Genomic DNA, 24,610 nt, shown 5'->3' with positions numbered 1-24,610 from the left:
ACGCTCCTGCGAAATAGATTTATTTGACCGAGCCTGTCATTCCGGCAACGAAATGCTTTTGCATGAAGAAGAACACAAGCGCCGTAGGAATCGTGGAAATGACGACGGCCAGCATGATAATGCCGTAATCCGGCGAGTAGCTCGAGCCTAAGTTAGAGATGAGCAGCGGGATCGTCTTCTTCTCAGGCGACTGCAATACGATGAGCGGCCATAAATAGCTGTTCCAGCTCGACATGAACGTGATGATGCCGGCAGCCGAGTACGTCGTTTTCATCGTCGGCATGAAGACCCGGAAAAACAAGCCAATTTCGCTCAAGCCATCGATTCGGCCTGCTTCAAGCAGGTCCTTCGGAAACATCTTCGCGCTCTGCCGGAAGAAGAAGATGAGGAACGCAGTCGTAAACGTTGGCAAAATTACAGCTGGCAGCGTGTTAACGCCAATGACCGAGAAATTGCGCGAAATAGTGGCGAACATTTGATACAACGGAACCATCAAAGCGGCAAACGGGATCATCATCGACATGAGCAGGATCGTAAAGACGGCATCCTTCGCTTTCGTGCGGTATATTTCAAAGCCGTAGCCAGCAAGCGAGCCTACCAGCAGAGCAAGCACGGTCGTGATGATCGAGATTTTGGCCGAATTCCACATGGCATGCCATAAATCGATGCTGTCCACGAGTTTCCGGAAGTTTTCAACCAGATAACCGCCTGGCAGCAGCTTGCCTTTCGTTACATCGACCGATTTGTTCGTTGCGCTTACAATCATCCATAGAAACGGGAAGATCGATGCGAGCGATACGACACTAAGAAATCCATAGGTGAACGTGCGTTTGAGTTTAGCCATTATTTATCACCTGCTACTTTGAACTGGACGAACGACAGGATGATGATCATGATGACGATGGAATACGATACCGTCGCCGCATAGCCGAAGTCCGGTGAATATTTGAAGGACAGGTTATAGATATATTGCGAGATGGACATCGTCGATTGGCCCGGCCCACCCTTCGTAATATTTACGATCTCATCGAATAGCTGGAGCGTACCGATCGTCGAGGTGATCGACGTGAACAGAATGATTGGCTTCAGCAATGGAATCGTAATGGTGAAAAATTGCCGAAAGGCGGATGCGCCGTCGATACGTGCTGCCTCGTAAATCGAATTATCGATATTTTGAAGGGAGGACAGATAGAAAATCATGTTGTAACCCGTCCAACGCCACGTAATTGCGATAATGATCGTTACCTTCGCCCAGAACGGGTCGGTGATCCAGTTGATCGGTTCAGCAATGATATGCAGCTTCGTTAATCCGAGATTGACGAGGCCATCCGTGCCGAACAAGTATTTGAAAATAATCGAGTACGCAACGAGCGAAGTGACGCATGGAAGGAAAATGGCTGTACGGAAAAATCCTTTGAACTTCAAGTTACGGTCATTAAGCAGAACGGATATGAACATGCCCAGAATGATCATAATCGGCACTTGGATAATCAAATAAATGAATGTATTCTTCACTGCGGTCAAAAACGTTTTGTCGCTGAACAGGCGCTTATAATTATCGAGTCCCGTATAGTGCAAATTCGCGCCCTTCCCTGTTTTGAACGACAGCAGCAGCGCTTGAATCATCGGATAAAAGTAAAAGGCCGCAATCATGACCACGGCGATGATTACGAACCACCAGCCGGTCAGCTTTGTTCTAGAGCCTCTGTGCGGAATGCTTATGCCAGGCTTCGCCACTTTCACGTCAGCCAAACCCCTTTCTCTGCGGAGAAAATAAAACCTTGGTCATCCTACCCGAACGGCCAAGGTTTTATCATTGTTCCGGTTTCGTATGATGCTGTTCCCTCTGTTACTTGATTTGCGTTTCTGCCTGCGATTCAGCGTCAGCCAATGCTTTATCCAGCGCTTTGCCGCCCAGGTAATTTTGCATCTCTACAGCGAGCAGATCTTCAATTGCATAGGTATGCATGCCGTAGTTAACGCGAGGAATTTGCTCGGTCCAAGCTGCAAAGTCCGTCGCAATTTTTTGGCCGTTGAAGTAGTCATCCGCCGCTTGATAAGCATCGCCTGTCGCTGCTGCTTTCAACGTGCCGATTGCGCCGATTTGCTTGTTCAGCTTCTGGTACAGATCAACGTCGGAAGCAAAGGTTTGCTTCAGGAAATCAGCTGCGGCTTCTTTGCCGTCCGTATTCAATACGTACCACGAGCTGCCGCCAAGGTTCGATGCATGCGTTGCTTTGGCTGCGCCCGGAAGCGATGGGAACGGTACGATTGCCCATTTGCCCGATTGCGTAGCCTCTGCTTTAACGGAAGCTGTGATCCAGTTGCCCGTCGGAACCGCCGCTACATCGCCGCTGTTGAAGGCGCCAACGAATTGGCTCCAGTCGGACGTTACTTTTACGATATTGGCTTCCATCAGCGTTTTGTACGTCTCAGCCGCTGCTTTCAGCTCTGCATTGTTCGCAAGATTTGGCGTCGTGCCGTCTTCCTTCGTGTACCACGAGCCCGCCGATTGAATCATCATGCGGATGAGGCCCAAGTCGTTAGGATCTTGCGTCAACAGGTCCTTGCCAGTTTTTTCTTTGATCGCTTTGCCGATGTCGATCAGCTTGTTCCAATCGATATTTTGCAGATCAGCTGCCTTATAGCCCGCTTGCTCCAAGTAATCCGTACGCACATACAAGCCCGTTACGCCGGAGTCGAATGGCACGCCGTATTGTTTGCCATCGAAGCTCGTTGGCCCGATTTTGTAATCGGCGAAATCCGATGCTTTGATGATGCTCGACAGGTCATAGAATGCGTCTGGATACGCTTGCAAGAAGCTTTGTGCGCGATAATCCTCGATCAGTACGATGTTCGGCAGCCCTTTTGTCGTTCCGGAGTTAAGTCCTGTATTCAGCTTCTGCACGATATCGGCTTGCGCATTTTCTTCGATGTTAATTTTGACGTCCGGGTTTTTGGCTGCGTATGCTTCCTTCGCCAGATTAAGTGCTGCAATGTTGAAGTTTGGATCCCACGCCCATACCGTTACTTCTTTGGTCTCTTTGGATGCTGTGTCGTTGCCGTTGCTGCCTTCTGTACCGTTGTCCGATTTGCTGGAGCATGCTGCCAACACGAGAGAGCTTGCCAACAAAATAGCCAGTACTTTTTTCATTCGCGTCCAACCCCTTTTCTTATTCCGATACTTGTGTACGATTGCGGTGCTTCTTGATGTAAGCGTTTGCCGGCTAACAAAATCAATCATAGCACTGCTCGAAATCCGTTCGTTAGGAATATATTTGCGACGATTGGTCTTATTATTGTCCCTTAAGTTGGATAGGCCAGTCGAATTGTAAACGCTTTAGAAAATAGTATTTTTTATGGCTGTCGCCTCTAATCAGCTGTTCAAAACAGGCAGCTTGATTCTCACGCGAGTGCCTTGGCCAGGCTGGCTTGTTATCGATACGCCATACGGCTCACCGTATAGGAGCACGATTCGGTCATGCACATTGCGCACCCCTATGCCCGAGAACAGCTGTCTCGTTTTTGTTGGATTCGGCAGCATGCCCGTGCCGGTCAGCCCGCTAATTCCCGCGCCATTATCAACGACCTCGCAGATTAATACCCCAGAATCAACAGAAATGAGCACGTAAATATAACCTTCATTCCGCTCGTTGAAGGCGTGGAAAAAAGCATTTTCGATAAACGGCTGGATGATCAGCTTCGGAATGCGATATTGCATGCAATCAGGCGCAATAAAATAATTGACCTTCACGCCTTCCCCATACCGCATATGGTTGATCAGCACGTAATTGCGCAAATTATCGAGCTCTTGCCCGACCGTAATCGTCTCGCTGACATTGCCTAGCGTATTTTGCAGCAGCGAAATAAGCGCATTTATCGTATCCGACACCTTTTCCTTATCGCCCTGCTGGACGAGCATTTTGATGGATGCCAGCGTGTTATATAGAAAATGCGGGTTAATCTGCATTTGCAGCGCAGCCAGCTCTGCATTATGCTGCTCCTTCTGCGTTTCGATCAGCTGCTTCACGTAATCGTTCAGCTCATCGAGCATATAGTTATAGGCTTGCCCGAGCTCCCTCACTTCATAGCTGCCGTTGACCGTAATGTAATTGTGGAAGTTTTTTTTCGTGACTTTGGACATCTGCCGAACGAGGAGCGACAATGATCGTGTGATGCGCCGTGTAATAATAAAAATGATCAGCAGCGCAACCAGTACGATTCCCGCACAGATCAAAGTGATCGCTCGCGTGTTTACGAGATGGTTCAATGCCGTTTTTTTGTCGATCAAATTGATGACGTAAAAGTCATAAGTCGGCAAATATTCAGACAGGATAATATAATCCTTCCCCATCACTCTCGTATCCTTGTACGACAACCCCTGCTTGACGATCTCTGACGCATCCGCAAGCATGTCCGAATTGTGATTGCCAATTAGCCTTTCCAGATTGCTTGATACGATAACGCCGGACTTGTTCATAATGACCACATCATTGCCTTCGCTCGTGAAGTTCGTATAAAACTGCTTAAACGCGCTCTCCCGAATCGCAATATACAAATTACCGTACAGCGTGCTGTTGACGCGGTCATACAGCGCTTTGGTCGCTACGATGACAGGCTGATGGGCACTTGTCGTCCCGCTGCTAAACTGGTAGATGAGCCGCTTAGGATCCGCATTCATTTGAATCGTAATCGGATGTGCGCGAAGCTGCTTCACGCTCATCGGCCATTTGGTGCTATCGGTCGTATACATATTGCCGTTGACGCCCAGAATCGTTATGCCCACCTCGTACGGATCGAGATTGGACGAAATCTGCTTCATTTTTTGCGTTGCGCTGTAATAGGTTCTCGTCGTCGTGATCGTGTCTTTATCTTCTTTCGTTAGAAACCCTCTGACCGAGCCGCTCTGCAGAACATTGTTGGACACTGTAATAATGCCGTAGTTAAACGACTCGAAGTTGGTTTTGATCTGATTGATGATCTTCGAATTCGTAATGCTGAACGTGTTCATAAACAGCCGCTCGGACATGCGAATCGTAATCCAAGACGTGAGAAGCGTTACCGTAATCAAGCTGACAACCATGACGACAAACATTTTGACAAACAACCCATTATACTGCATGCGGTCCCATACTCGTCTCATCGCTTAATCCCTCTTCTGGTTCGGCTGCTGCCTTCGATATTGACTCGGCGATAAGCCTGTCCACTTTTTAAACACTTTAGTGAAATAGCTATGGTCGGAGTAGCCCACCATTCCGCTTATTTCAGATATCGATGCGACGTCGTCGTTTAACAGCTCTGCCGCTTTGTCGACGCGCACCTTGTTTAAATATTCGCTGAAGCCATGCGCATTATGGGATGCAAAGTAGCTGGACAGATAAGAGGGGTTAAAATGAAAATGCTTCGCGACCTCCGTCAACGTAATCGGGTCAGCATAATGCTCATCGATATAAGCCAAAATGAGCCCCATATTGACATTGCTCGGCTGCTGGCGCGCCGCGATGCACTGATCCGCCTCCGTCATAAACGCATATAGCTGATTCGCCGCATGGTCCGCCTGACGCGCGTCGTCGATCGACTTAAAGTACGCATACTTGCGCTCCTCCAGCTCCTTCACCTCATACCCCATATTGCCGAGCAGCACCGTTACGTTAAAAATAATGTTGCTGAGGAACGACTTAAACTCGAATACGTCCGTCGTATAATCGAGCGTCATGCTGTGGACATGCTCCTCCAGGTATTGAAAAGCGAGATCAAATTGCTTGCGTTTCAGCTGCTCCGTAAATTGGTTCAAATAAAATTTGTTGCCCTCGGTTGTCGGCTCCGGCAGCTTATCAAGCGTGAGCAATCGATGATTCGGAAAATAAAAACGATAGCTTAGCAGCTTCATAAAGCTCTCGCGATACGTCTGGCCCAATTCGGCAAACGAATGGAACGGGTCGCTCCATACCCATCCCGGAATAGACAAGGACGCGGCTGTCTCCTCGGCCATCGATGCTGCGAGCAGCTTCGCCTGCTGTAGAACATCCGGCTCCCCGTTCAGCAAATAAACGAGCTGCTGCTGATTCGTAACGACCCTGCGGAATGGGCTATGTATTGGGGCAGAGCGCCACCAGCTATCAACGGCATTAGCCAACTGCGTTCCCTTAAGCTCGTCAGCTTCATTCTGCCGGTGCTTGAGATCCGTCCCAAGCAGTACAAATTGCGAATGAGGGAACACATTATCCATTAGCGTTGCATCCATGTCGATGTCATAGCCCGCGATTAACCGTTCCATCAGGAGCTCGATAGAAAGCTCGACGGGCTCGGCTGGCGGCTTTAGCTGCAGCGATGTGATTTTGGCGGCGGTATGCTTCAAAACCTGCAGCAGCTCCTGCGCATTGAGCTTCGGCTTTAGAATGTAATCCGCTACTCCGCTCTGAAAGGTCGATCGCACATAATGAAATTCGCCGAAGCTGCTCAAGACGATGACTTCGATTTCAGGGTATTTTTGTTTGATTGTCCGCGTTAGCGCTTCGCCGTCCATAACCGGCATTACGATGTCCGTCATGACGATATGGGGCTGCTGCTGTTCGATCAGCTCAAGCGCCTCTTTGCCGTTGGAGGCTTCGCCGACGATTTGAAACCCTTCCTGCTCCCAGTTCAAATAATGCTTGATCCCTTGCCTTATTAAAATTTCATCATCCACGATAATGATTTTGCAAAGCCTATTGTTGTTCATTTCCGATTTCCCCATTCGTCAGATTAGCCTACTCAAATATGTGGTTCTTATTATACCCGATGCAATCAACCCGACAAGACGAAAAAAGACGGCCCCACTCGAATGGGTACCGCCTTTGGATGCAAAGCTATTTGACTGATGGCACATTCAGGCCTAAACGTTAGGCGAGAACTACTACACCGTGTCAGGCTCCAGTACGCCGCCTGTCTGCTGGATGAGATAGAACGCACGCTCCACAACATCGGCGTTGACCGTAGCTGACAGCCTGCCGTTGTGATCCTCGCTAATTTCCTGTGCGCGCAATAAGTGCAGCTTCATCGCTGCTTCCCTTGCGCCCGCTTCCTTCGCGTATGCAGCGCGAATGCGAACGCCTGCTGCGTCACCGCATGGTTCCTTGATCACTGCTGTTTGGCTCTCTTGTCCGCCGCTGCTGCACGCTGCTGTGCAACATGATCGGCCTCGTCGGCGAATTCCTCGGAAAACTCGACATCTTCATTCTCTGCGATCGGCAGGTTGCCGAAGTTTACTTTTTCAAACTCGTTTTGTTCGTTCAGCTGCTGATTCTTGTTCGTGTTAGCCATTGTTATTGCCTCCTATTGGTTGGTTCGGTTCGTTGCGAACGCTAATAGGATAAGCTACCAGCATATGAACTATACACAGGTTAATAACCAACCATTGACAATCTTCTACATGATGTGCAACAAAAAAGACGCTTCAGCAAGCTAATTAGCCTGTGAAGCGTCTTTATAAGCAAAGCTGAGGCTACTCGCCTCGGAACGCCTTTTTCATCCGCTCAAAAATCGACTCGTGATGCTCCTGCTCTTGCACAGCAGCGCCGCCAGCCAAGCCGCCCAACTGACGCAGCAATTCCTTCTGCTCGTCGCTAAGCTTGGTCGGTGTAACAACCGTCACCTTAACATGCTGGTCGCCTGTGCCGTGTCCGCGAAGCTTAGGCACCCCTTTGCCCTTCAATCGGAAATATGTGCCTGTCTGCGTGCCTGCCGGAATTTTAAGCTTCACCTTCTCCGACAAGGTCGGCACTTCGATCTCGTCGCCAAGCGCTGCTTGCGCGAACGACAACGGCACCTCGCAATAAATATCATCGTTCTCACGATCGAAGAACTCATGGCGCTTCACGCGAATGACAATGTATAGATCGCCCGATGGGCCGCCGCGCAATCCGCCTTCGCCTTCGCCCGTCAGCCTGATTTGAGCGCCGTCGTCTACGCCAGCTGGAATGCGAACGTTGATCCGACGCTGTTTTTTCACTTTTCCTGCGCCATGGCAGGTGGTGCATTTTTCTTTGATCACTTTGCCCGAGCCGCTGCAGTTGGAGCACGCACGGCGATTGACCATACGACCAAACGGCGTGTTCTGCACAACCTCTTGTTGACCGGTGCCGCGGCATACGGAACAGCTTTCCGGCTTCGTGCCGGCTTTGGCTCCCGAACCATGGCATGTATCGCAAGATTCCGTGCGAGGAATCGTAATTTCGGTTTCTTTGCCGAATACCGCTTCCTTGAACTCGATGGTCATCGAATATTGCAAATCGTTCCCGCGCTGCGGAGCGTTCGGATCGCGTCTGCCGCCGCCACCGCCGAAGAACATGTCGAAAATATCGCCGAAGCCGCCGCCGAAATCACCGCCGCCCATACCGCCAAACTGGTTCGGGTCAACGTGTCCGTGACGGTCGTACGTATCACGTTTGCCGTCATCGCTGAGAACGTCATACGCTTCTTTTACTTCTTTAAACTTCGTTTCGGCATCAGCCGCCTTATTGACGTCCGGATGGTATTGGCGAGCCATCTTGCGGTACGCCTTCTTAATATCTTCGCCGGAGGCGCCTTTGTCTACGCCCAGCACCTCATAATAATCGCGTTTTTCAGCCAATTTCTCTCACCCCCATGTTGTGCCCCGCACGCGTCATGCGCGCATGAACATAAGGATAGGCCAAAGCCAGGTCATGCCTGACTTTGACCTATCACCGGTATCGCTGGTCGAAGCTTATTTTTTGTCGTCTACGACTTCATAGTCCGCATCAACGACGTTATCTTTTCTAGCCGAGCCTGCGTCGCCCGCCTCTTCCTGCGGCGCGCCGCCTTGGCCTTCTTGTGCAGCTTGCTCATACAGCTTAACCGACAGCTGTTGAACGATTTCCGTCAACGCTTCTGTAGCAGCCGTAATTTCTTCGAGGTTTTCGCCTTCAAGCGCTGCTTTCACTTTTTCTTTTGCTTCTTCCGCTTTTGCGATTTCGCCAGCGTCGACTTTGTCGCCAAGCTCTTTCAGCGTCTTGTCAACTTGGTACACGAGCTGGTCAGCGTTGTTTTTCGCTTCGACGAGATCGCGGCGTTTTTGGTCTTCCTCCGCATGAAGCTCAGCATCTTTCATCATGCGTTCAACTTCTTCATCGCTCAAACCGCTCGACGAAGTGATCGTAATTTTTTGGCTTTTGCCTGTACCTTTATCCAGAGCCGACACGTTTACGATACCGTTGGCATCGATGTCGAACGTAACTTCGATTTGCGGCACGCCGCGCGGCGCAAGCGGGATATCGTTCAGGTTGAAGCGGCCGAGCGTTTTGTTGCCAGCAGCCATTTGACGCTCACCTTGCAGTACGTGAATCTCAACGCTAGGCTGATTGTCTGCATATGTCGAGTATACTTGCGATTTGCTCGTAGGAATCGTCGTATTGCGATCGATCATTTTCGTGAATACGCCGCCTGCTGTCTCGATACCGAGCGACAATGGCGTTACGTCGAGCAGGACAACGTCTGTTACATCGCCCGTCAAGACGCCCGCTTGAACCGCTGCACCAAGTGCAACAACCTCATCCGGGTTAACGCCTTTGTGAGGCTCTTTGCCGATCAGCTTCTTAACCGCTTCTTGTACAGCTGGAATACGCGTGGAACCGCCCACGAGTACAACTTTATCGATATCCGAAGCGGACAGACCGGAATCGCTAAGCGCTTGGCGCGTAGGAGCCAACGTACGCTCAACCAGCTGTGCAGCGAGTTCTTCGAACTTCGCGCGCGTCAGGCTGAGCTCCAAGTGCTGAGGAACGCCGTCTACCATCGTGATGAACGGCAGGGAAATCGTGGACGTCAGAACGCCCGACAGCTCTTTTTTCGCTTTTTCAGCAGCATCTTTCAGACGTTGGATAGCTGCTTTGTCTTTCGACAGATCCGTGCCGTGTTCTTTGCGGAACTCGCTCACGAGGTAATCGATAATCACTTGGTCGAAGTCATCGCCGCCGAGACGGTTGTCGCCGCTCGTTGCTTTTACTTCGAAGAAGCCGTCGCCGAGCTCAAGGATCGATACGTCGAACGTACCGCCGCCAAGGTCATAGACGAGGATTGTTTGATCTTCTTTCTTCTCCAAACCGTAAGCAAGCGCTGCAGCCGTTGGTTCGTTGACGATACGCAGTACTTCGAGACCTGCGATTTTGCCCGCATCCTTCGTTGCTTGACGCTGGCTGTCATTGAAGTAAGCTGGAACCGTAATGACCGCTTGTGTAACGGATTGGCCCAGGTATGCTTCCGCATCGGATTTCAGCTTCTGCAGGATGATCGCCGAAATTTCTTGTGCCGTATATTCTTTGCCTTCGATTACTTCTTTGTGGTTTGTGCCCATGTGGCGTTTGATCGACATGATCGTACGATCAGGGTTCGTGATCGCTTGGCGTTTAGCCGTTTCGCCGACGATACGCTCGCCGTCTTTCTTGAAGCCTACAACCGAAGGGGTTGTGCGGTTGCCTTCCGGGTTAGGGATAACGACAGCTTCGCCACCCTCCATTACTGCTACGCAAGAGTTTGTTGTTCCAAGGTCAATACCGATTACTTTACTCATCGTAATAGCCTCCTCTATAGATACAAACTAATTTATTTGGTCATTCTGTATAAGCTTGACGAATTAGCTGCTTACTTTCACCATTGCTGGACGCAGCACTTTTTCTTTCAGCATGTAGCCTTTTTGCAGTTCTTCCAAAATCGTGCCTTCCTCATGCTCGGCCGAAGATTCTTGCATAACAGCCTGGTGGAACTCCGGATTGAATGGCTCGCCAATGACGTTCATCGGCTGCAACCCTTCCTGTTCAAGCACCTGATTGAACTGTCTGGAAATCATATCAACGCCTTTGGACAACGCATCAAAATCGTTGTTTTGCTTCGCGGCGTTAATAGCTCGGTCAAAATTGTCTACGACCGGAAGCAGTTCCGTCAGCAGCTTCGACGTCGCATATTGTGCGAGCTCTTCTCTTTCCTTTATAGTACGGCGGCGGAAGTTGTCGAAATCCGCCTGTGCACGTAAGTATCGCTGTTGTTGTTCCTCAATCTGCTGCTCGAGCTCGGCGATGCGCGCTTCGCTTGCGGATTGCGGCGTCGTTTCCTCTTGCGGCTGATCCGCAGCATTCTGCTCTTCGTTATGTGCTTGCTGCTCTTGTTCTTCTACATTCGTCACGGTTGGTTGATCCTCCGTTATATGATCTTTCGCACTCATCTTTGCTCACCTCCTTAACGTGCCCGCTAAAAGCAAGGCGATATGCACGATCACGGCGCGCTCGGGAGCTGTTTCGTCAACGGTACCAACGAGACAGCAGCATCGCCATGTCTTTGGAAACAATATCGAGCAGACCGATCACTTTGGCATAATCCATCCTTGTTGGACCAAGAATGCCAATCGTGCCAAGCGATTGTCCGTCAATCGCATAGGTTGCCGTTATAACGCTGCAATCGTTAATCGCCTCGTGCTCGTTCTCCGTACCAATCCGCACTTGTATGCCTGAAGGCGCGGAGGACAGCATGCGCGACAGCGTCGGCGTCTCATCCAGCAGGTCAAGCAGCGTCTTTACTTTATCGACGTCCTTGAATTCCGGCTGTGTCAGCATATTCGTCGTTCCGCCCAAATACACGCGCTGTTCTGCTTCTTCGCCAGCAGGCAACGCCCGCTCCAGCATATTCAGCACGCTCTCGTAATGGTCAACGTAACGGCTCAGCTCTTGCCCTACCTCGGTATACAGCTTGGAGGTCAGTCGCACCATTGGCACGCCTGCCAGCTTCGCGTTCAAGATATGGACCGTCTTCTCGAGATCCGACATGCTGATGCCTTCCGGCAGAGATACCATCTTGTTCTCTACATGGCCCGTATTCGTCACGACAATCGCGACGGCTGTATCGGCGTTCAGTGGAACGAGTTGAAAATGCTTTAATGAATGATTAAGGGACTCAGGCCCAAGCGCGATCGACGTGTAATTCGTCATATTCGCAAGAATGTTCGCCGCTTGCTGCGTGACCTGCTCTATCTCCGTCATGCGCTCAGCGAAAAACGAACGGAAATTCGTAATTTCCTTCACGTTCGACTCGCCTAGCCTAACGAGGTGATCCACATAATATCTGTACCCTTTGATCGAAGGGATACGCCCCGCCGACGTGTGCGGCTGCTCTAGAAAACCAAGTTCCTCAAGGTCAGACATCTCATTACGAATCGTTGCCGGGCTGAAGCCGACGTCTCCCCGCTTCGAAATGCTGCGAGAACCGACGGGCTCGGCCGAACGAATATAATCGTCTACAATGGCGTTTAATATCATACGTTGTCGATCCGTTAACATCCGAACCCCTCCTCTTGATCTCCTGCTCATGCTGCATATCGGCTGTCCCTTCGACCGTTAGCACTCATTGTCGTTGAGTGCTAATCGTCAATACAAAAATACCAAACCAACTTGACGATTGTCAAGTCAGTTCAGTACTTTAAGCACAGCTATTTCATCGCAATTTTTTTGCTTCGGGCAATTTACGCAGTCGGTCCATACTTTTTCCGGGAAAATCTCTTTGTCGACCACATTAAATCCGTTCTTCACAAAAAAACGATCCTCGTAGGTTAGCGCCATGACCTTCGTCAGGTTCTGCTCCCGCGCTTGCTCGATCAGCTTATCTACAAGCTTGCTTCCTATACCGAATCCCTTGTAGCCATCCGTGATGCCCAAGGAACGAATTTCAACGAGATCCTTGCCTAACTGGCACAAAGAGCCGCAGCCAACAATGACGCCTTCCACCTCTGCTACAACGAAAGTTCCGATCAGCCGCTTGAGCGCTTCTCTGCTTCGAGGGAGCATAATTCCTTTCTCTGCGTAACCGCTTATTAAATGAAACAAAACCTCGACATCGTCTTCCGTTGCTGGTCTGCAGGTACATATTGCTTGCATCATTACGCTCGTCCCCTCCACTCGTCGCCAAGGCTGCCGTCCTTAAGCAAAACGCCGATTTTAAAAGAATATGTATAAATATACATCAAAACGAATGATTGCTCAATAGCCAATTTTATATACGCCAATCGAACAATTCAATAAGCAAAACACCCGCGTCGCAATATGCGAAACGGGTGTTTTCAAGATCATAAATCGCTATTCCGCAGTCGCCGGAAGTACGCCAACGAACGCGCCGAACACCTCGTTGCCAAGCGGAATGCCTCGCTCGGTCAGACGATACCCTCGTTCCGGCGTCGTTTCCAGCAAGCCTTCCCGAACAAGCCGCTCAAGAATGCCGCCGAACACGCCTTCCATCGTATGCGAAGGGAATTGGGCTTCGAACGCTGCTCCGCGTACGCCTTCAAGCAGACGCAAGCCAACCATCATGAAGTCTTCCATCGCTTCCGCTTCAGAGATCGGAGTCGTCTCCAGACGCGGCAATCGAGCAAGCGCTGCATCAATGAAAGGCTGAACGCCTTTTATGTTCAGATGCCGCTCGCCTCGCGCATAGCCATGCGCACCTGCGCCTAAACCGTAGTAAGGCTCATTGCGCCAATACGTCGAGTTGTGGCGGCTCTCCAGGCCTGGAATCGCAAAATTGCTGATCTCGTAGTGCCGGTAGCCCGCTTCCTTCAGCTTATTCATGACGACCATGAACATTGCGAGTTCCTCTTCCTCGGTTGGAAGCGGCAGCTCGTTTCGCTCATACAGCTTATGGAACAGCGTATTCTCTTCTACCTTCAAGCTATAGAGCGAGTAGTGGGTCAAGCCCAGCTGCAATGCCTTGTCCACGCTATCTGTCAGCAGCTCAACCGTCTGCTTCGGCAATCCGAACATGAGGTCGATCGACAGGTTCGTGAATCCAGCCTTCTTCGCATTATCGATGCTCCGATAGACGTCGTCGATATTATGAATGCGGCCGATGCCGGCCAGCAAATCGTTATTGAACGATTGCACGCCAAAGCTGATGCGGTTAACGCCGCCAGCGTACATCGCAGCAAGCTTGTCCGAATCCGTCGTGCCAGGATTGGCTTCCATCGTAAATTCCACATCAGCAGCAAGCGGAAAATGGCGGCGAACCGACGCAAGAAACCGCTCCATCTGAGGAGGCGTCAGCACGGTCGGCGTACCGCCGCCGACGAATACGGTGTCAATCACTACAGGAGGCATCGCCTCTACCGTTAGACGCATTTCATGCTCAAGCGCGTCTAGATAAGCGTCTACCGGCTGCCCTTTGAGGACGAAGGAATTGAAGTCGCAGTAGTGGCACTTATTTGTACAAAACGGGATATGAATGTAAAGCGCTCTTGGCGCGTGTGTAAGCATGGGCAGTACGCCCTCCTTGCTTGACTGCACCGACTGCGCGCAGCCGATTCAGTCGATAAGATATGAAAAACAGGAAGAGCTACGCTCTCCCTGTCAGCTCGAATGACGGCGGATCAACCCTCGTCGATTTTCAGGACCGCCATGAATGCTTCCTGCGGCACCTCGACGCTGCCGACCTGCTTCATCCGCTTTTTGCCTTCTTTTTGCTTCTCCAGCAGCTTCCGTTTCCGGCTGATGTCGCCGCCGTAGCATTTTGCCAATACGTTCTTGCGCATCGCTTTTACCGTTTCACGTGCAATGACCTTCGTTCCGATCGACGCCTGGATCGGTACCTCGAACATTTGGCGAGGGATCAGCTCTTTCATCTTCTCGCAAATCGCCCGGCCGCGGTGGTAAGCACGATCGCGGTGAACGATGATGGACAATGCGTCAACTTGCTCGTTGTTCAGCATAATATCCATCTTCACGAGGTTTGACTGGCGATAGCCTGCCAGCTCGTAATCGAACGAAGCGTAGCCTTTCGTACGCGATTTCAACTGGTCAAAGAAGTCGTAGACAATCTCTGAAAGCGGAATTTCGTACGTCAGCGTTACGCGGTTCGTGTCCAAGTATTCCATGTTCACATACTCGCCGCGCTTGCCCTGGCAAAGCTCCATAATAGCGCCAACATAATCGTTAGGCACGATGACGGATGCCTTTACATACGGCTCCTCAACAAAATCGATCTTCCCGACTTCCGGGTAGTTCGATGGGTTGTCGATTTGGAGCACTTCTCCGTTCGTTTGCGTGACATGATAAACTACGCTTGGCGCTGTCGTAATGAGCGGAATATTGAATTCGCGCTCAATGCGTTCTTGAATGATCTCCATATGCAGCAGTCCGAGGAAGCCGCAGCGGAAGCCAAAGCCAAGCGCTGTTGATGTCTCTGGCTCGTAACGCAAGGAAGCATCGTTAAGCTCCAGCTTCTCTAGCGCTTCGCGCAGATCGTTGTAATCCTGCGTCTCGATCGGATACAAGCCGCAGAATACCATCGGGTTAATCTTCCGGTAACCCGGCAACGCCTCTGGTGCTGGACGCTTCGCTTCCGTGACTGTATCGCCGACACGCGTATCCTTCACGTTCTTGATGCCCGCTACGACGAAGCCTACGTCTCCAACAGCCAGCTCGTCCACGATGGACATGCGCGGCTTGAACGCGCCAACCTCGATAACTTCGAATTCGGCACCGGTCGCCATGAAGCGAATTTTCTTGCCCGCCTTGATGCTGCCGTCAATGACGCGAACGTAAACGATTACGCCCTTGTATGGGTCATAATGGGAATCGAAGATCAGCGCCTTCAGCGGATCATCTGGATTGCCAGTAGGCGCCGGCACCTTCTGCACCACTTGCTCCAAAATCTCCTTGATGCCGATGCCCGCCTTGGCTGAAGCCAAAACCGCATCGCTGGCGTCGAGGCCGATAACATCCTCGATTTCTTGCTTCACCCGCTCAGGCTCCGCGCTCGGCAAGTCGATCTTATTGATGACCGGCAATATTTCCAAATTGCTGTCAAGCGCCAAATAAACGTTGGCAAGCGTCTGCGCTTCAATGCCCTGTGCGGCATCGACGACAAGCAGCGCGCCCTCGCAGGCTGCCATGCTTCGCGATACCTCATACGTGAAGTCGACATGCCCTGGCGTATCGATCAGGTTCAAAATGTACTCTTCGCCATCATCGGCCTTGTAGCCCAAACGAACAGCCTGCAGCTTTATTGTAATGCCGCGCTCTCTTTCCAAATCCATCTGGTCGAGCACCTGCTCCTGCATTTCACGCGAGGAGAGCGCTCCCGTAAATTCCAATATACGGTCCGCCAACGTCGATTTCCCGTGGTCGATATGTGCGATAATGGAAAAATTCCTAATTTTCTTCTGTCTTTCGCGAACGTCCGCCATGCGTAACCCCCACACTGTCTAAGTGCTAACTATCCTTTCAATTATAGCAGTAATGGGACGAAGCGGCAACGGATGTGCTCCGCAGCCGCTTCATCAATCCGCTTCTCCTATTTTCTTCTAATCAATAATGCCGTCGAAAACCGAGACGAACAACCGTATCCCGCCGCTTGAAACCGACTGCAGCACGCCCGCTGCCCCGTCAGCCAGCTTGTTTACGGCCGGTTCATCTGAATCGTAGGTCACGCCCGGCAGGCGCTCTGATGAGCCGGATTGCCGATCAACCGCGTCATTTCGTCCAGTACCAGCTTGCTGTTGCTGCTGCTGATCCGGTTGACGCTGTCCGCCATCGAGCTGATGATTCGGATTGGCCTCAACGACGTTAGTGGACGTGTTGCTCTCGCTAGTGTTCACCGGTGAAAACGACTGCGTCGTTCCGTTCACGGCAGGCGGCTCCGCCTTATCGCCCACCGGTCCGTAAACGTTAGTGATGCCGCGGTCCGCCGAATCGAGCCCATACACGATTAACAATGCGATTGCTCCGCCTACCAACGCCCATTTCCAGCCATCCCGTTTCATGCTCGTTCCCTGCCTCTCTATCGTATCCGCCGCCGCTGCCGCGCTCTTCCTGTGAGCGGCGACGCGCCTCATTCGCTTTTAAATTAGCTTTCCTTAGGCGCGCTCGCTTTCTTCGCATCGCCCCAATAGATTTGCGCAATTACCTTGGCCAGCGCATCCGCCGTTCGGTATGACTCCTCCAGCGTGTTGTCAACGCCGCCAATTTCAATCAGCACGCTGCCCGGCGATAACGATTGATTGTATTCCCCGTTGCCATCCTTGGACGTCTTGCCCCACACGCCACGCGAAATGCCCGGATATTGCGCATCCAGCGCTTCATGGATTTCAGATGCCAGCTTTTCATTTTTGCGCCAATTTGGATTTTCCTGACCAATGATGAAGAACACTTGAGCGTAGTCTTTTCCGTTTATCGTAGTCGTCGTATACTTCCGTTTTTGCGAGTCGCGATGAATATCGAATATAAATTTCAAATGGTCATTGGATGCCAGCGCATCCTGCACCGTTTTACGCGAATATTTGTAGGAGAGCACCCATTTATAATTTTTGATGGCTGTCGGGTAATCGACCTTCGAGGTTTCCGCGCCAATGCCGAGCCCCTCCAGCTTCTCCGCTAATCGCTTGCCCAGCAAAGAAACATTCTGCTTCGTTGAGGTCGGATCATTGCCTCCGCCGCCTACGACTGGGAACCATGACTCCCGGCTATGTGAATGATAAATGAACACAAGCGGATCACCTGTTGCCGTTGGTTTCGCTGGCTCTTCCTTCGTTCCTCCATTGCCTGTTCCCGTATCTCCGCCAGCGCCAGCTCCCGCTCCAGAACCATGTTCTGGCGGCGTCCCCAGCTCTCCGCTGCCAACACCAGAGCCGCCATTGACGTTATCCCCTTCACCAGCATGTCCGCTGCCCTGCGAAGCATTCGCATCAGGGTCGCCAACAATCGGAGCCTGATCATCAGGCTGAACGGCCGCGGCATCGCCCGACCCTCGTATCAAATAAGGCTCGTCCGTCGCCATGCCCGGAAATTCGCGAGCCAGCAAGCTTTTCGGATCATTCGGATTGACGTCCGTTACCAGTCTCATCAAAAACGCGCTAACCTGCTTTCCTGACAATGCCCGATCTCCTTGGCGATCCGACGAGTAAGCAGGCACTTCCATCTCTAGCATGTCCGAGAAAAACGTTCCGGAAACATTCGCAGCGAACCCTTTCATCGTCGACACAGGCGACGCAGCCGTCCGTTGATGCAGCATGTCGCCAATCCCGATAGCCAAAAAAAACGCCATTGAACTGATCGACAGCAGCGCGAATGTGCGGCCCGTCACGAGCAGTTGCCTCCATTTCCGGCTTCCCCTACTCCAATTGAACGTTACGATCATTCGTTTCATCGTTGCCCATCCTCCCTATCAACCGCTCTTAGTCTGTTACTAACTTATGAGAATAAGAGACATGCTAGAACTAGGAGTAAGCAAAAAGAAGAGACGCGACCGAGTCGCGCCTCTTCAGATTGTAGAGAAACCCACGTTTTTTCAAAACGCTGGGTTTCTCTTTGTTTTATCGAGGCTGTATTTAAAGGCAAAAAGGGTGGTTTAACGCCTTACGCCCTCCTTTCGAGGTGGAGGGCAATCTTTTTCATGTTCTGCACCGCAGCGGTCATCAACGCTTGTTCCATCACGTTTTTTAACCCCCGCAAACGGCAATAGCGAAACCCGTGGAGCTGTTTAGCATCCGCGAAGCTTCGCTCAATCGTTTCTTTTCTCTTTTTGTAGAGCCTTTTGCCCGACTTACTGAGGCGGTTTAATCGCACTTGTTCTTTACTGTCTTCCCAAATATGTCTGGTGATCACTTTGCGTTTGGTAGCGGAACGTGTACACTGCTCCAGCATCGGACATGTTTCACATTGTTTTGGATCCGACGCATAATGCCGGTAGCCATGTCGATCGGTTGTTCGGTATGACAGTTCTTGCTGCTGCGGACAAACATACAAATTACGTTCTGCATCATAGATAAACTTCCATTTTGGATGTAAGCCTTGTGTGGGATGGAATCGTCGATGTGCAATGACACCAAAGATTTTACGTTTCTCTAATCCTTTGCAAATCGGAGTCGTCAAATAGCCGGAATCCAATGCAACTGCCTCTACTGTAAACCCAAAACGCTGACGTTGACGGTCTAAACGAGAAAGATACGGTACGGAATCATGGACATTGCCGGCGGTGACGAAAACATCGGTAACTAGGTTGTACTTCACATCAACTGTGCGATGATCCAAGTAGAAGAAGCCTTCCGGCTTACCTTCTCGGTACATATATCCGCTGTCCGGATCAGTCGTGCTAACCTTCACTTCCTTGTCTTCCGTCACCTCCTCCCGTGGTTTTAGTGCTTTTTTCCTTGCGATTTACGGTCTGCTTCTACCGCCGCATTCAGTTCATCCACGTAATCCCGCGTGTTCTGTTGCACTTGCTCTTTCGTGTATTTATGTTTATTCGCATTAGCCTTTACATGAGTTGAATCGGAGATCAGGACACGTCCGCCAATCATTCGATGTGACACAGCCTGAAGTACAATCTCATCAAAAATATCTTGGAACACAGACGTATCTTTGAACCGGGTTCGCCGGTTCCAGCTAATCGTCGTGTGATCAGGGACTCGATCAGTTAGTCCAAGCCCAAGAAACCAACGGTAGGCGAGGTTGGTTTGAACTTCGCGTTCCAATTGACGTTCCGAACGAATGCCATAGAAGTAACCCAGAAAAATCATCTTGAACAGCACGAGGGGGTCGATGGCTGGACGCCCGTTATCTTGGCAGTAAAGGTGGCGTACTTTCTCATCGATGAAAGAAAAGTCGATATACTTATCGATCTTGCGGAGCATATGATCAGCGGGAACTAAATCTTCAATGGAGACTAACTCATAGTTTTGTTGTTTATCTCGATTAGAACGCAGCATGCGACACCATCCGTTCATAGTTATTACCACTATTATACTATATTAACGCGGTGTCGTGTTAAATTACATGCACATAAGAAAGGCTGCCGAGACTTTCTCGACAGCCTGAAGAGACGCGACCGAGTCGCGCCTCTTCTTCACAACGAATTCATTCGTACAAATTTATCAACTTTAGTGCGTATACGCCGCTACGTTCGACGTATCCACCGCATCATGCAGCGAAGCATTCAGCCCGCTGGCAATGATGTTTGCGATGTCTTCAATAAACTGATCGATCTCCTTCGGCGTCACGATGAGATCGTGGCCAAGCGGCTGCAGCACCTCGCGAACCAGCTGGAGACGCTCGTTCTCATCCATTTTATGCATCAGGCCCATAATCTGCGTTCCGCTGTTCGCCGCGTGAGCAGCGAGATGATCCTCTAGCAATCGCATACAATCATTCACGATATTAGAAGCAAACACGACCGTCGGTACGCCGATTGCGATAACGGGAACGCCTAGAATCTCTTTGGTCAGCCCCTTGCGCTTATTCCCAATGCCTGAACCCGGATGAATGCCGGTGTCCGCGATCTGGATCGTCGTATTGACCCGCTCCAGCGCTTTCGAGGCCAATGCATCAATCGCGATGACTGCATCCGGACGCGTTTTCTCTACAATGCCCTGTATAATTTCACTCGATTCGATACCCGTAATGCCCAGCACGCCGGGCGCTACTGCGCTGACTGCGCGATAGCCGGGCGCCACTTGATCAGGCATCAGCTCAAAAAAGTGGCGGGTAACCATCACGTTCTCAACGACTAGCGGGCCAAGCGCATCGGGCGTTACGTTCCAGTTGCCCAATCCTGCGATCAAGATGCGAGCCGATTTGCCGACACCCGCGCGTTCCAGGAACGACTCAAATTCCTGCGCAAACCGCGTTGCCACCTTATCCTGCAGTCCCGTATCTTGATTGCGAAGACCGGGTATCTCAAGCGTCACGTACCGCCCTGGCATTTTGCCAATCGCTCGCGAGCCTTGTTCCGTCTGGACATGAACACGAGACACCTTAATGCCATCCTCATCCAACAACTCAGACAATACGCCGGGTATCGGCCCGCCATTCGCAGTCTCGGCAAGCTCCTTTGCCTCCAACGCCAGATCGGTGTGAACGGCATATTGCCGCAAATCGAGATGATCCATATGTCGTACCTGCCCCTTCCTTATTTGACTATAGTGTGCGAAGTGCAGGTGTTTTCTATGCGAAATTACTAATTTCACTCGATTACAGTTACGACTTGTGATACAATTCATTAGATGTTATCAGGATAACAGATCCTTGAACTATTGCTTTTTGGACCTGCCCGTGGTAAGATATTTTAAGTTGTGTTGCAGTATTGGGTTTTTTCCCTTTTTACAGGAGGTGAATGTGATGCCAAACATTAAATCTGCTATTAAACGCGTGAAAACAAGCGAGAAACGTCGCGCTTTAAACGCTTCGCAAAAATCCGCTCTTCGCACGGCCGTTAAATCCGCAGATCAAGCGATCGCCGGCACGGACGTAGAAGTTGCTAAAGTAGCTCTCGTCGCTGCTTCGAAGAAGCTTGACAAAGCGGCTACGAAAGGCCTGATCCATAAAAATGCGGCTGCCCGCAAAAAATCCCGTCTCGCTAAAAAGCTGAATGCCCTTTCGGCACAAGCTTAATGAATGACGGCTCACTGTTCTTCGGAACAGGGAGCCGTTTTTTCATGGCGCAATCTAAAAAAGCCATCGATTACACCTTCTTACAAGGGCATAAATCGATGGCTTTTGTACGTTGTACGAATAGGAGAGTTTAACCCTTATCGGCTGGGCTGCTGCAGCTGCTGAACGTTGCCGAACGAAAGTAAGAAAAGCTCTACCCCGAGCGTTTTATCAATTTGACCCGTCTTCATCCGATAATCCAGCTCTGCCAACTCTCCTAGCTGCTTGCTCAGCCCCGCGATCGAAAACTTGGAGGCCTTCTCCGAAGCCAGCTTCACCCGAAAAGGATGCACGCCTAGCTGAGAGGCCATCTGTTGCGGGGAATACTGCTGGCCTGACAACTCCTTCACCTGCAGCATAAGCCTTAGTTGAACCGCTAAAAGCGCAGCAATCTTAATCGGCTCCTCCCGGCGTTGAAGCAGGTCGCGATACAGCTTGAGCGCCTTGCTCGTCTGCACGCTGGCGATTGCATCGATGAGCGCAAACACGTCCTCTTCAACCGTCGAGGCGGTCAGCAGCTCTACGCTCTGCGTATCAATCGTGCCGTCCACCCCTGCATGCAAGCATAGCTTGTCCGTCTCCTGGGATAGCTGTTGCAGGCGATTGCCCGTGCGAGCAATTAATAAATCGGCTGCATCCTCCGTCATGACACGGTTCTGCTCCGATGCCCTTCGAACGACCCATCGCCGCAGTTCGGGCCCATCCAGCTCATTAAACGCAATCAATGCATTCTGGTCCTTGAGCTTCTTCACCAGCTTCCGTCGCTCATCAAGCTTCTCGGCATACACAAGAAACAAGATGACCGTCGTATCAGACGGACTGTCGATATACTCCAGCATCCGTTCGACGCGATGCTCGATCTTGCCTTCCTTCGCATTCGCCCCTGCTGCCGCCAACACCGAAGCATCCCGAATCATGATGAGCTTGCGTTCAACGAAGAACGGCATCGTTTCGGCTTCAGCCGCCGCTTCCTCGATTGCGGTTTCCGACGTGTCGAACTTCACAATTCCCAGCTCTCGCTCATCTGGCTTGAACAGCTTGTCCGCCATCAAATTCGCGAATTGCTCAATTCGATAACGGTCGCTGCCGTAAGCAACGTAGACCGGACGCACGCTGCCGCTATTTATTTGCTTAATCGCTTCCTTCGCTTCCATCTGCCGCTTCCCCCTGCATTCGTTCATCAACAAAGGGATGGAGTACGAGTCTCCATCCCTCTGTCCCTGAACATCTATATAAACATCCTCCGTGCGGGTCCATGGTACCCGCCGCGGAGATGGTCATACGACGTCAAGGTCTCGTCGCTGACGCCTTCCATATACTATACGCAAGACCATCAGCATGTGTGCCGATTGTTTAGACTTTTGATGCCGACCATGTCGCCGTATCCACTTTATAGTGCGTCGTTTGGCCATCTGCATCCTTAACTTCGAAGAAGAGAACCTTGCTGTCATCGGACCATGAAACGTTGCTCGTTTCACCTGCGTGCTTGACGCCTTCATACATGACCGTACCCTCTTGGATGGTATAAATGTATATCGCGCCCTCCATAATTGCAGCGGAATACAAGCCATCTGGCGAATTCGTTACGTTGGACACAGCTGATGTCGAAGCAGCGCCGTCGCTCATAATGCTCATCGCCTGACCGTATTGGTTTTTGACAATGGCAGAAACGCTCTTCGAGTCGCTCGTGCTTTCATCGGCCGGTGCAAGCGGTGCAATCTCTTTGTAGCTTGGCGTATATTCATCCTGATCAGCGGGATCATCCGCATACGGCGTTACTTTCTCGATCTTGTTCTGCCCGCTGGTGCCAGCAGTTCCTATCCGTTGCTCGGATTCGGAAACTTTAGGCGCTCCGACGAGAGGACGATCTCCAGTAGCATCGCCGCTGCCTCCGAAGCTGCTTGGAGATTCCGTTCGAACTTCCGTATCATTTGTTGTTTTCTGCACATCATCTTGTGAAATCGTCAAGGTTTCATCCACTGCCGTCTTAGGGGCTACATCCGACGCAGCAGTCGATTCCGTACTAGCCGTATCGCTCTTCGACTCCATATTCGGCTGAATCGGATTATACATAACAAGGAATAAGCCAGCTACGATACCAGCGGCAACAACTCCGCTAACCGCAGGCCACGAAACGCGTTTAAACCAGCCGCCCTCGCGACGGCGAGGCGCTCTTCGGGATGCAGGCTGAGAAACCTCCGTGTCGCCTTCTGCTTCTGGCTGCTTAGGTTCAGCTGACGCAATCTCGATCTGATCAAGCTGCGGCATAATCGAATCGACGATACTAAAAGCAGGCACTACCTTCGGCAAGCTTTCCAGCTCGGTAGACAGCCGCTTCAAACGATCGAACATGTCGGCGCAATCCGAGCAATGCCGTGTGTGGGCAGTGAGTATTTCCGCTTCATTTTCATTCAGGTCACCATCTAGCTGCCGCTGCATGAAATCCATCACCTCTTGACAAGTCATCCTCGGACACCTCCTTTCTGATAATCATGAAGTAGCGTTTGAAGCTGCTGCCTTGCCCGGAAAAGATAAGATTTGACCGTATTCAACGGCAAATCGAGCGAGTCTGCAATTTCGTTATACGAAAAATCTTGCAAGTAGCGCAGTACGACGACGGCCCGATGATGCTCGGGAAGCTTCTCGATCGCTTCTCGAATATCCTGCGCCACGTAGGTGGACAATACATCGTCCTCTACGCTGCCCTTCTCTCGGAACACGAGATCATGCTCCTCGATGGAAACCGTCGGCTTATTGCGACGAAACTTATCTATACAAATGTTGGTCACTATGCGCTGAATCCACGTTTTGAATTGCGCTTTCTCTTCATAGGATTGAATTTTGGTATAAATGCGAATGAGTGCTTCCTGGGCAGCATCCATCGCATCCTGCTCATTATTCAATATATAATAGGCTGTCCGGTACACATGAGTTTCAATCTCGCGCAGCAGCGTGATCAGCGCTTCGCGATCGCCCGATTGAGCCGCTCGTATGAGACTAGGCTCCACCAATGGAGTTTCCCCCTCTCATGCAACCTCTCTGACGGATTTGCCAGTACAAAGGTTGCAGATGTTCTGATTTATTTTACGGTAATGTATACCAACGATTCTCATTCGATTAATAACTATTGCATGAACGAAACAAACATACTTCTT

The 24,610-nt window shown here is 50.9% G+C and carries 22 protein-coding genes; 1 reads left to right on the top strand and 21 read right to left on the bottom strand.

The window, feature by feature from the left end; translation table 11 throughout:
* Positions 1-19: 19 nt before the first annotated feature.
* The 18 genes from PAECUDRAFT_RS01245 to gpr form a co-directional block, all read right to left on the bottom strand.
* Complete coding sequence (locus PAECUDRAFT_RS01245; protein WP_006036270.1) at positions 20-844, bottom strand: carbohydrate ABC transporter permease; 825 nt, start codon at positions 842-844, stop codon at positions 20-22.
* Positions 844-1,653, bottom strand: a complete 810-nt coding sequence (locus PAECUDRAFT_RS01240; protein WP_083814058.1) for a carbohydrate ABC transporter permease — start codon at positions 1,651-1,653, stop codon at positions 844-846. The genes PAECUDRAFT_RS01245 and PAECUDRAFT_RS01240 overlap by 1 nt, the downstream gene beginning before the upstream one ends.
* Before the next feature lie 196 nt (positions 1,654-1,849).
* Positions 1,850-3,154, bottom strand: coding sequence for an ABC transporter substrate-binding protein (locus PAECUDRAFT_RS01235; protein ID WP_040710732.1), 1,305 nt, complete (start codon positions 3,152-3,154; stop codon positions 1,850-1,852).
* Between the two features lie 222 nt (positions 3,155-3,376).
* Positions 3,377-5,143, bottom strand: coding sequence for a cache domain-containing sensor histidine kinase (locus PAECUDRAFT_RS01230; protein WP_006036267.1), 1,767 nt, complete (start codon positions 5,141-5,143; stop codon positions 3,377-3,379).
* A 3-nt stretch (positions 5,144-5,146) separates the two neighbouring features.
* On the bottom strand, positions 5,147-6,721 hold the full coding sequence (locus PAECUDRAFT_RS01225; RefSeq protein ID WP_040710726.1) for a response regulator transcription factor: 1,575 nt from the start codon (positions 6,719-6,721) through the stop codon (positions 5,147-5,149).
* Positions 6,722-6,895: 174 nt separating this feature from the next.
* Complete coding sequence (locus PAECUDRAFT_RS01220; protein WP_006036265.1) at positions 6,896-7,123, bottom strand: hypothetical protein; 228 nt, start codon at positions 7,121-7,123, stop codon at positions 6,896-6,898.
* A complete protein-coding gene (locus tag PAECUDRAFT_RS01215) occupies positions 7,120-7,302 on the bottom strand; it encodes a YfhD family protein (protein ID WP_006036264.1) in 183 nt (60 codons plus the stop codon). Before PAECUDRAFT_RS01215 ends, PAECUDRAFT_RS01220 begins: the two co-directional genes overlap by 4 nt.
* Before the next feature lie 181 nt (positions 7,303-7,483).
* On the bottom strand, positions 7,484-8,611 hold the full coding sequence (dnaJ, locus tag PAECUDRAFT_RS01210; RefSeq protein WP_006036263.1) for a molecular chaperone DnaJ: 1,128 nt from the start codon (positions 8,609-8,611) through the stop codon (positions 7,484-7,486).
* A gap of 114 nt (positions 8,612-8,725) precedes the next feature.
* Positions 8,726-10,567: a molecular chaperone DnaK gene (dnaK, locus tag PAECUDRAFT_RS01205; RefSeq protein WP_006036262.1), complete on the bottom strand. Its 1,842-nt coding sequence runs from the start codon at positions 10,565-10,567 to the stop codon at positions 8,726-8,728.
* 63 nt (positions 10,568-10,630) lie between these two features.
* Positions 10,631-11,215 (bottom strand): nucleotide exchange factor GrpE, encoded by a 585-nt coding sequence (grpE, locus tag PAECUDRAFT_RS01200; RefSeq protein ID WP_006036261.1) that lies wholly within the window; start codon positions 11,213-11,215, stop codon positions 10,631-10,633.
* 76 nt (positions 11,216-11,291) lie between these two features.
* A complete protein-coding gene (gene hrcA / locus PAECUDRAFT_RS01195; protein ID WP_006036260.1) occupies positions 11,292-12,323 on the bottom strand; it encodes a heat-inducible transcriptional repressor HrcA in 1,032 nt (343 codons plus the stop codon).
* A 126-nt stretch (positions 12,324-12,449) separates the two neighbouring features.
* The gene (locus PAECUDRAFT_RS01190) at positions 12,450-12,920 is read right to left on the bottom strand and encodes an N-acetyltransferase (protein ID WP_006036259.1); all 471 of its coding nucleotides are present in this window, start codon (positions 12,918-12,920) and stop codon (positions 12,450-12,452) included.
* Positions 12,921-13,115: 195 nt separating this feature from the next.
* Entirely contained in the window at positions 13,116-14,285 is a 1,170-nt protein-coding gene (hemW, locus tag PAECUDRAFT_RS01185; RefSeq protein WP_006036258.1) for a radical SAM family heme chaperone HemW, read from the bottom strand.
* Positions 14,286-14,398: 113 nt separating this feature from the next.
* A complete protein-coding gene (gene lepA, locus PAECUDRAFT_RS01180; RefSeq protein ID WP_006036257.1) occupies positions 14,399-16,216 on the bottom strand; it encodes a translation elongation factor 4 in 1,818 nt (605 codons plus the stop codon).
* Between the two features lie 117 nt (positions 16,217-16,333).
* Entirely contained in the window at positions 16,334-16,792 is a 459-nt protein-coding gene (locus PAECUDRAFT_RS01175) for a hypothetical protein (RefSeq protein WP_006036256.1), read from the bottom strand.
* An 83-nt stretch (positions 16,793-16,875) separates the two neighbouring features.
* Positions 16,876-18,174: a stage II sporulation protein P gene (gene spoIIP / locus PAECUDRAFT_RS01170; protein ID WP_006036255.1), complete on the bottom strand. Its 1,299-nt coding sequence runs from the start codon at positions 18,172-18,174 to the stop codon at positions 16,876-16,878.
* Between the two features lie 209 nt (positions 18,175-18,383).
* Positions 18,384-19,735 (bottom strand): IS1182 family transposase gene (locus tag PAECUDRAFT_RS25130; RefSeq protein ID WP_085979454.1). Its coding sequence is split into 2 segments (ribosomal slippage): positions 18,384-19,168 and positions 19,168-19,735, totalling 1,353 coding nucleotides; the frame shifts between segments, so codons are not numbered across the junction.
* 171 nt (positions 19,736-19,906) lie between these two features.
* Complete coding sequence (gene gpr / locus PAECUDRAFT_RS01155; protein ID WP_006036252.1) at positions 19,907-20,914, bottom strand: GPR endopeptidase; 1,008 nt, start codon at positions 20,912-20,914, stop codon at positions 19,907-19,909.
* A gap of 229 nt (positions 20,915-21,143) precedes the next feature.
* Here gpr and rpsT point away from each other — a divergent pair, with 229 nt between their 5' ends.
* Positions 21,144-21,416 carry a 30S ribosomal protein S20 gene (gene rpsT, locus PAECUDRAFT_RS01150; RefSeq protein ID WP_006036251.1) on the top strand — a complete coding sequence of 91 codons (273 nt, stop codon included), beginning with the start codon at positions 21,144-21,146 and terminating at the stop codon, positions 21,414-21,416.
* Positions 21,417-21,553: 137 nt separating this feature from the next.
* Here the strand turns inward: rpsT and holA are convergent, their stop codons facing one another.
* The 3 genes from holA to PAECUDRAFT_RS01135 all read right to left on the bottom strand — a co-directional run bounded on the left by holA (position 21,554) and on the right by PAECUDRAFT_RS01135 (position 24,466).
* Positions 21,554-22,609 carry a DNA polymerase III subunit delta gene (gene holA / locus PAECUDRAFT_RS01145; protein ID WP_006036250.1) on the bottom strand — a complete coding sequence of 352 codons (1,056 nt, stop codon included), beginning with the start codon at positions 22,607-22,609 and terminating at the stop codon, positions 21,554-21,556.
* 199 nt (positions 22,610-22,808) lie between these two features.
* On the bottom strand, positions 22,809-23,921 hold the full coding sequence (locus tag PAECUDRAFT_RS01140; RefSeq protein WP_006036249.1) for an anti-sigma factor family protein: 1,113 nt from the start codon (positions 23,919-23,921) through the stop codon (positions 22,809-22,811).
* The gene (locus tag PAECUDRAFT_RS01135) at positions 23,918-24,466 is read right to left on the bottom strand and encodes an RNA polymerase sigma factor (RefSeq protein ID WP_040710614.1); all 549 of its coding nucleotides are present in this window, start codon (positions 24,464-24,466) and stop codon (positions 23,918-23,920) included. The genes PAECUDRAFT_RS01140 and PAECUDRAFT_RS01135 overlap by 4 nt, the downstream gene beginning before the upstream one ends.
* Positions 24,467-24,610: the final 144 nt, after the last annotated feature.

The sequence above is a fragment of the Paenibacillus curdlanolyticus YK9 genome (assembly GCF_000179615.1).
In the GTDB taxonomy this organism is placed as follows: Bacteria; Bacillota; Bacilli; order Paenibacillales; family Paenibacillaceae; genus Paenibacillus_T; species Paenibacillus_T curdlanolyticus.
Note: the sequence above shows the minus strand (reverse complement) of the source record. Positions and strands in the feature narration are given on the sequence as shown.

Bases quoted from the DNA above. Each gene is read 5' to 3' on its own strand.
- holA (WP_006036250.1), bottom strand. From the start codon at position 22,609: ATGGAAGCGAAGGAAGCGATTAAGCAAATAAATAGCGGCAGCGTGCGT.
- gpr (WP_006036252.1), bottom strand. From the start codon at position 20,914: ATGGATCATCTCGATTTGCGGCAATATGCCGTTCACACCGATCTGGCG.
- hrcA (WP_006036260.1), bottom strand. From the start codon at position 12,323: ATGTTAACGGATCGACAACGTATGATATTAAACGCCATTGTAGACGAT.
- lepA (WP_006036257.1), bottom strand. From the start codon at position 16,216: ATGGCGGACGTTCGCGAAAGACAGAAGAAAATTAGGAATTTTTCCATT.
- dnaK (WP_006036262.1), bottom strand. From the start codon at position 10,567: ATGAGTAAAGTAATCGGTATTGACCTTGGAACAACAAACTCTTGCGTA.
- PAECUDRAFT_RS01240 (WP_083814058.1), bottom strand. From the start codon at position 1,653: ATGATTGCGGCCTTTTACTTTTATCCGATGATTCAAGCGCTGCTGCTG.
- PAECUDRAFT_RS01190 (WP_006036259.1), bottom strand. From the start codon at position 12,920: ATGATGCAAGCAATATGTACCTGCAGACCAGCAACGGAAGACGATGTC.
- PAECUDRAFT_RS01215 (WP_006036264.1), bottom strand. From the start codon at position 7,302: ATGGCTAACACGAACAAGAATCAGCAGCTGAACGAACAAAACGAGTTT.
- grpE (WP_006036261.1), bottom strand. From the start codon at position 11,215: ATGAGTGCGAAAGATCATATAACGGAGGATCAACCAACCGTGACGAAT.
- PAECUDRAFT_RS01140 (WP_006036249.1), bottom strand. From the start codon at position 23,921: ATGACTTGTCAAGAGGTGATGGATTTCATGCAGCGGCAGCTAGATGGT.
- PAECUDRAFT_RS01230 (WP_006036267.1), bottom strand. From the start codon at position 5,143: ATGAGACGAGTATGGGACCGCATGCAGTATAATGGGTTGTTTGTCAAA.
- spoIIP (WP_006036255.1), bottom strand. From the start codon at position 18,174: ATGAAACGAATGATCGTAACGTTCAATTGGAGTAGGGGAAGCCGGAAA.
- PAECUDRAFT_RS01245 (WP_006036270.1), bottom strand. From the start codon at position 844: ATGGCTAAACTCAAACGCACGTTCACCTATGGATTTCTTAGTGTCGTA.
- PAECUDRAFT_RS01235 (WP_040710732.1), bottom strand. From the start codon at position 3,154: ATGAAAAAAGTACTGGCTATTTTGTTGGCAAGCTCTCTCGTGTTGGCA.
- PAECUDRAFT_RS01175 (WP_006036256.1), bottom strand. From the start codon at position 16,792: ATGAAACGGGATGGCTGGAAATGGGCGTTGGTAGGCGGAGCAATCGCA.
- rpsT (WP_006036251.1), top strand. From the start codon at position 21,144: ATGCCAAACATTAAATCTGCTATTAAACGCGTGAAAACAAGCGAGAAA.
- hemW (WP_006036258.1), bottom strand. From the start codon at position 14,285: ATGCTTACACACGCGCCAAGAGCGCTTTACATTCATATCCCGTTTTGT.
- PAECUDRAFT_RS01225 (WP_040710726.1), bottom strand. From the start codon at position 6,721: ATGAACAACAATAGGCTTTGCAAAATCATTATCGTGGATGATGAAATT.